Source organism: Methanocalculus sp., assembly GCF_029762515.1.
Classification (GTDB): domain Archaea; phylum Halobacteriota; class Methanomicrobia; order Methanomicrobiales; family Methanocorpusculaceae; genus Methanocalculus.
In genome coordinates this window covers 1-7,771 of the sequence record NZ_JARVGN010000061.1, presented here as the reverse complement: position 1 = coordinate 7,771, position 7,771 = coordinate 1, and the positions used below count along the sequence as shown (strand labels likewise).

General features: G+C 50.9%; 4 protein-coding genes. 3 read left to right on the top strand and 1 reads right to left on the bottom strand.

Going from position 1 to position 7,771, the window contains the following annotated elements:
* The 3 genes from QCH34_RS03375 to QCH34_RS03365 all read left to right on the top strand — a co-directional run.
* The coding region (locus QCH34_RS03375; protein WP_300330090.1) for a PPK2 family polyphosphate kinase at nucleotides 1-809 on the top strand (809 nt) is incomplete at its 5' end.
* A gap of 101 nt (nucleotides 810-910) precedes the next feature.
* Nucleotides 911-1,810, top strand: coding sequence for a PPK2 family polyphosphate kinase (locus tag QCH34_RS03370; protein ID WP_300330088.1), 900 nt, complete (start codon nucleotides 911-913; stop codon nucleotides 1,808-1,810).
* Nucleotides 1,811-1,858: 48 nt separating this feature from the next.
* Nucleotides 1,859-2,689 carry an ion transporter gene (locus tag QCH34_RS03365; protein ID WP_300330085.1) on the top strand — a complete coding sequence of 277 codons (831 nt, stop codon included), beginning with the start codon at nucleotides 1,859-1,861 and terminating at the stop codon, nucleotides 2,687-2,689.
* 33 nt (nucleotides 2,690-2,722) lie between these two features.
* On the opposite strand, the gene QCH34_RS03360 is transcribed toward QCH34_RS03365, so the two are convergent.
* The coding region (locus tag QCH34_RS03360) for a tetratricopeptide repeat protein (protein ID WP_300330082.1) at nucleotides 2,723-7,771 on the bottom strand (5,049 nt) is incomplete at its 5' end.

The window sequence follows — 7,771 nt, the reverse complement described above, 5'->3', positions numbered from 1 at the left end:
AGAAGGCAATAAAACAGTGGGCAATGGAGTCACTGAATGAGAACAGGGAAGCTCTCTCGACAGCTCACGATCTCTTCTGGACAGACAAGCGCTATTCTCTTCTGATCATTTTACAGGGAATGGACACAGCGGGTAAAGACGGGGCGATAAAACATGTAATGTCGGGCTTAAACCCACAGGGCTGCCGGGTTGAGAGTTTTGGCGTCCCGACAAGAAATGAGCTTAATTATCCATTCCTCTGGAGATTCTGGAGATCCCTGCCCCGAAAAGGGGAGATAGGCATCTTTAACCGCTCATATTATGAAGATGTGCTTGTACCCAAAATACACCCGGAAATACTCGACACGCAACGGCTTCCTCCCGGATATGGTAGTAAGTCCTTCTGGGATGCAAGGTTTGAGGATATTATTTCATTTGAGAAGCAACTTGTCAATAATGGAGTTATTATTTTAAAATTTTTCCTTCACATCTCATTTGAAGAACAAAGAAACCGGCTTATATCACGCCTTAAAACCGAGAGTAAACAATGGAAATTCTCTTCATCAGACCTCTCAGAGCGTGACCACTGGAAACAATACCAGGAAGTATACGAAGAGATCTTCTCAAGAACCAGCACTGACTATGCTCCATGGTATATCATTCCCGCAGACTACAAATGGGTTGCCAGGACGATGATAGCAGATCTTATTGTGTTGAGCATCAGGCAGTTGGATCTCAGATACCCTGAGATAACCGAAATACAAAAAGTGGAGATAGAAGCCGCACTTGAAAAGCTTCAGAATACAGAGAAAAACCCTGCGAATAAATGACTCTTACCTTCAGATACAGGAAAAACATTGATCGGCACCTATCAGATAATAAGGAGAGACGTATTTATCTTCCAGTAAATGAATCTGAATCGTGATGAACGATGATTAAAGAGAAGTATATGGAGAGGCTGCTCGTCAAGCCTGGAAAAAAGCTCAGCCTTACCGATTTCTATACCGGATGGGCACAGAGCGATGCACTCAAAGAAGCTGGCAAAAATGCGGTGAAACAGCGTGCCGCCGAGATACTTGAAGAGAACAGGGTAGCTCTTAATGAAGCGCAGGAGCTGCTCTGGGCAGATAAGCGGTACTCAATCCTTGTGATTCTCCAGGGGATGGATACAGCAGGAAAAGACGGCACAATAAAGCATGTGATGTCAGGTGTGAACCCACAGGGCTGCCAGGTGATGAGTTTTGGCGTGCCGATGAAATATGAGCTCGACCACACCTTTCTCTGGCGTTTCTGGAAAGCCATGCCCCGTCGGGGAGAGATCGGAATTTTTAACCGTTCCTACTATGAGGATGTGCTTGTCCCAAAAGTCCATCCGGTGATCCTGGAAGGACAACAGCTCCCACCGGGATATGGATCTGATGCATTCTGGGAAGCGCGATATGAAGACATCAGGGCATTTGAACGGCACCATCGTGCAAACGGCACGATCATACTGAAATTCTTCCTCAACATCTCAAAGGAAGAACAGAAAGAACGGCTGCTATCCCGGCTGAAGACAGAGAAGAAGCAGTGGAAATTCTCCCTCTCTGATCTGACAGAGCGGCAGTACTGGAGCCATTATCAGGCAGCATATGAAGAGGCGATGTTCCAGACAAGTACTGATGAGGCACCGTGGTACGTGATCCCGGCAGATTACAAATGGGTTGCCAGGACGCTGGTTGCAGATATAATTGTCCGTGCAATCAGCCGGCTTGATCTCAGGTACCCTGAAACCTCAGCAGAACAGATGAAAGAAATTGAAAAAGCACGAATTCATCTTGAGAGTGAGTAGATTGATAGCAGAGGATTGCCTGAGCCTGTAAAGGGAGGATGCTGAGAGATGAGTCATAGAGCATTAAAAAAGAAGATATGGGATATTATCGAGCCTCAAGACACGGAAAGCCGGAAGAGCTATATCTTTGGGATCTTCATTACAGCCGTCATTCTCTTGAATATCGCTGCGATGGTCCTCTCGAGTGTATGGGAGATCCAAACAGAATACCCGATCATATGGACCATCCTCCTCCTGATCTCTTCATCGACCCTGATTATCTTCATAATCGAGTATCTGATCAGGCTCTGGACATGTACAGCAGACCCTGAATATGCAAAACCGATCATCGGACGGCTCAAATGGGCAAAAACACCCTTCGCACTCATCGATCTGCTGGTAATACTCCCATATATTCTCCTGCCATTCACCGGCATCAATCTCACCGGGCTTGTGATCCTGAGGGTATTTCGGCTCTTCAAGCTGATACGCTATTCTGACTCGATCAACCTGATCATCAGGGTGGTCAAAGGGGAGAGGAATACGCTCATCACTACGTACCTCGTCCTCTTCATCGTCCTGATCGCAGCTGCCACTCTTATGTATGAGGTTGAATTCCCTGCACAGCCTGAAGCGTTCTCAAGTATCCCGGCAGCGATGTGGTGGGGGGTCATTACCCTGACTACAACAGGATACGGTGATATCGTCCCGATCACGCCACTTGGAAAGATGCTTGGAACCGTGATTGCACTCATCGGAATAGCCATCTTCGCACTTCCGGCAGGTATCCTTGCTTCAGGCTTTTCAAAAGCTCTTGAGAAAGAGATCAACGAGGATGAAGAGTACCTCTGCCCCCATTGCAAGCAGGAGATAAAAGCCCGAGATCTCTGGAAGAAGTGATTCTTGGAGATGTGGAGAGATCAGTACGAGAACTCAGGCGGCTTTCTGCCGGCACCGCCGGATCTCTTCCATATACGCTCGTTCAGGCTGTAGTTCATAGGCTTTTTCAAATGAACGGAGAGCCTCCTCAAACCGATCAAGCGCAGCAAGAGCCTTCCCCTTCGCATACCAGAGCCTGTGGCGATCAGGCACCCCCTCCAGTGCACGATCCAGCGAGACGAGTGCCTCCTCATTTCGTCCCAAACGGAGAAGTGCATGTGCATGAGCCTGCCATGCTGAATACAAGCCGGGATCAATGCTCAGAGCCTCCTCACTTGATTCCACAGCCTTATCGAATCTGCCGAGCTGATGCAGCAGTACTGCACGTGCATGCAGTACAGGGGCATTCCCGGGATTAATATCCAGAGATCGATTAAAAGAGAGAATAGCATCCTCAAACCTGCCCAGGCTCCCAAGAATAGTGCCTCTGATGTACCAGGAGCCACCATCCTCAGGGGTGAGTGATAGAGCCTGATCAAGTGAACGGAGGGCCTCCTGGTATTTCAGAAGACGGTGGAGTACTGTCCCCCTGAGAACCCAGGCATCCGCATTGGTTTCATCAAGAGTGATCGCCTTATCGGCCGAGGAGAGTGCCTGCTGGAACCGGCCGAGCCTTCCCTGGATAACGCCCCGGAGATACCAGGCATTCGCATCGTCCTGCCTACCGGAGAGAGCCCGTTCAACAGAGAAAGAGGCGTCATCATATTTTCCAGCCTTGACAAGCAGCCTGGCATGCCCATACCAGCCCTCAGGATCATCGGGATGCTCTTCAAGCCAGCAGGTGCAGTAACGGAGTGCCTCATCATAACGGCCGACATGGTAGAGAGCTGAAGCATATCGGCGAAATAGTTCAGGATCAGGTGGATTTTGATGAATTGCCCTTTCATAACAGGATACCGCCTCTTTGTATCTCCCAAGATGTGAAAGTGCGGTGCCACACCTGTTGATGAGCGCAGGATCGTCCTGAGAGAAGTGAAGTGCCCGCCTGAATGCTGATAATGCTTCATCATATCTTCCCAGACGGCAGAGGAGATCACCCATTTCTCTCCACCCTTCGGGTTTCCCGGCTAAGACTACACGATCATATGAAGAGAGCGCATCCTCAAGACGACCGGCTGCTGCCAGAAGATCTGCATAAAGGAAGCGAATTTCGGGATCATCAGGTACCTCTCCGATCAGCTGATGAAGCAGATCAAGTGCCTCTTCTTTTCGTCCAACTGCAATCAGGGAGGTGGAGAGAGCCTGGAGAACAGCTGTCCTGAATGAGGGATCTTCAGTTGGAGGAGAGAGAAGGAGGATTGCATCATCATGTCTGCCAAGGCGGGAGAGAAGAAGCCCCCGCTCTGTCGTAGTCTCATCCGGTGCGTGCTCATAGGCGAGGAGCGCTTCATCAGGACGATCAAGCTGCTCGAGAACAAATCCATACAGAGACCAGAGATCCGGATCATCGGGAATCTCAAGGACCAGTCTTGAGATGATCCCCTGAGCCTCCGAAAAGCGATTGAGGGCGATGAGGGATCGGGCAATTCCAAGAAGGGATTCTGTATCGGATGGCTCCTGCTGAAGTGTTTCTTCAAAGGAGAGTACCGCTTCTTCATGACGCCCAAGCGATTGGAGAACGACACCCCGCTTTCGAAGAATAGAGGGGGCAGGATCGCCAGCACCGGCCAGTTGTTCATAGAGAGCAAGGGCCTCGTTATTCCTTTTCAGGAGAACAAGCGTATCGGCAGCCTTTCCAAGCAGGATTGGATCGTCAGGGAGGGCATGGAGGGCACGCTGGTATAGAGCATAGGCTTCCTCTGCCCTGTCAACTTCGAAGAGCGCATCAGCATACAACTCCAGAAGAGATGTGTCATCCAGGGCAAGCGGCAATGCCTGTTCATATGCATCAACTGCATCCTGATACCTTCCGGAACGGAACCGGCAGTCACCAATCTTTTTCCAGATAAGCGGGTCACCATCCGGGACATACGAAGATAAAACCAGGTATTCCTCCTCTGCTTCATCAAATCTGCCTGTCCGGAAGAGCGAATCTGCATGGAGCAGGCGCTGCTCTGGCGTAAGAGTATCGAGCTGATCAAAAGCAGATACCGCATCCTCATGACGGCCAAGAAGAGTGAGCAGACGGGCACGCTCGCCGATCAGATTGCTATCATGGGGGATGATCCCAAGACCCCTGTCAAATGAAGCTAGCGCCTCATCAGGACGACCAAGATGATTGAGTACAATTCCAGACCTGTGGAGGAGAAGGGGATCATCAGGAGTGAAACGGAGTGCCTGCTGATATGCGGCTTCTGCTTCATCGAAGCGTTCAAGCTGACAGAGGAGATCACCCATCTCTCTCCATCCATCCGGCATATCAGGTGAAACCCCCCTACGATAAGCAGCGAGAGAATCCTCAGTGTGGCCGGCGGATTCGAGGAGTTCCGCATAGAGGAGAAGACGCCCGGCATTATCTGGCATTTCATCGACCTGCTGCCTGAAAATAGCAAGAGCCTCTTCCTCCATGCCAATTGCAATTGAGGAGCTGGAAAGGGCTTTGAGTGCTGCAGGATGGGAAGAGAACCTTTCAGGAGTGGAGGAGAGGAGAGAGAATGCCTTATCATGATGGCCGGCTTCAAAGAGCAGGACACCCCGCTCTATAGTGGTCTCATCAGGTATATGCTCATAGGCAAGAAGCGCCTCATCAGGTCGATGAAGCAGTTCAAGGACGTTGCCCAGCATCTGCCAGATTTGTGGATCTGCTGGATTCTCAAAAACCAGTTTCGAGAGTATCCCCTGAGCCTCTTCAAAACGGGAGAGAGAGATCAGGCATCGGGCACTCCCGAGCATGGAGGCACTATCGGAGGGGTCAGAACGGAGCGCCCCTTCAAAGGAGTTAAGGGCCTCCTCATACCGTTCAAGCTTTACGAGAAGTTCCCCCCGTCTCGTCCAGAGTGTTGCATCCGCAGTTTCTCCCCCGGTGAGCCGGTCATAGAGAGCGAGGGCCTCTGTCTCCCTGTTCAGAAGGACAAGAGTATCAGCAGCCTTTGAGAGGAGAGCCGGATCATCAGGAGATACCAGAAGAGCACGTTCAAATACAGCATATGCCTCTTCTCTTCTCAAAACCTCAAGGAGTGCATCCCCGTATGATTCAAGCAAGGCTGAATCATCAGGTGAAGACTGCATGGCCTTCTCATACCCGGATAGTGACTCTTCATACCTGCCCATTGAGAACCGGCAGTCGCCGATCTTTTTCCAGATAGCAGAATCTTCATCCGTATCATCAAGAGAGGCAAGGTATGCCTCTTCTGCACTATCAAATCTGCCTGTCCTGAAGAGTGCATCAGCGTGGAGCAGATGCTGATTTCGTGAAAGATTGCCGAGCTGATCGAAAGTTTCCAGCGCCTCCTCATATCGCTCAAGAAGAGTGAGCAGACGGGCACGCTCGCCGATCAGATCAGAATCATCCGGACTGAGGGCCATTGCACGGTCAAGATAACTGAGTGCCTCATCATGCCGTTTCAGCCGGGAGAGGAGCATCCCATACTCAAAGAGTAAACCGGCGTTCTCAGGATCAAGGCTGATTGAACGCTCAAAAGAACCGACTGCATCTTCAGCACGGTTCAGTGAGAGAAGAACTGACGCATGATCGGACCAGACAGCTGCCTGATCCGGATTCAGATTGAGGGAACGATCAAAGGAAGTGAGTGCGTCCTCATGGCGGCCAAGTGAGAGGAGAGCACGGCCATGATCACGCCAGACAGAAGAGTCACTCTCATCCAGAGAGAGAGCACGATCGAACGAAGAGACGGCATCCTCATAACGCCCAAGCAAGAGGAGAGCACGGCCATGATCACGCCAGACAGAGGAGTCGGGATCATCAGGAGAGAGAAAACGGTCGAACGAGGAGACGGCGTCCTCATAACGCCCAAGTGAGAGGAGCGCAGAACCACGACCACGCCAGACAGATGAGTCGCTCTCATCAAGAGAGAGAGCACGATCGAACGAGGAGACAGCCTCTTCATGACGGCCAAGCGAGAGGAGAGAAGAGCCACGAATCTGCCAGTACCGTGGATCATTCAGCTCGGTTCCATCTATTCTGTCAAGTGCGGAAAGAGATTCTTCAAATCTGCAAAGCAGGTGTTGGAGCGCTCCGTACCTGAAAAGTGCCTCATTATTATCGGGATCAATCTTCAGCAATTCATCAAGGGATTGAACTGCACCTTCATTCTGGTGGAGTGCCATCTGGGCAAATGACCGGTTCAGCCAGACACCAGGATCGGCTTTGCCTGATTCGATGATCCCATCGTATTCGACCAGGGCTTCCCGGTACCGTTTGAGGCGGATGAGGAGGGGAGCAAGCCGCAGACGCGCTATAGAATCCTTTGGACGAAGAGTACGAACCCGTTCATATGAAGAGGCGGCCTCTCTGTAGCGGCCAAGTGCCTCAAGAGCGGATCCATGGTAGAGCAGAACAGTAGTACTCTCAGGATGTGTATCCAGTATCTTCTCAAAAGCCTCCAGGGCCTCTTCATATCGCTCAGATTCCATGAGAAGCTTTCCCTTTCCAAGATTCGCTTTCAGATCCGATGGATTGAGTGAAAGTGTCTGCTCAAGAGATGCTAGCGATCCATCGGTCCTGCCAAGATGATTAAGTGCCAGTGCACGAAGTGACCAGGAGTCAGGATCATCATCACGAATGGCAATCGCATGATCCAGGAAGGTAAGGGCATCCTGATCCCTGCCAATTGCAAGGGCAGCTGAGCCGCTGTTCAGCCATGCTTCATAATAATCTGGCCGGTCTTCGAGCACCTTCGCATAGGCATCCAGTGCGTCTTCATTATGTCCCTGAATCTGAAGAAGCGTCGCCTTTGAAAACCAGGATTCTGTATCATGTGGGTTCTGCCTGAGTGCGGTTTCAAGTGACTGGAGAGCCTCCTCATACCTGCCCAGATTCCAGAGGCATATCCCGTGCCTTCTCCAGACAGCTCCGGTTTGGGGATGCAGGGTATCAGGAGACTCATTATCCCCGCCCTGACGAAAGAGAGGGAGAGCCCGTTC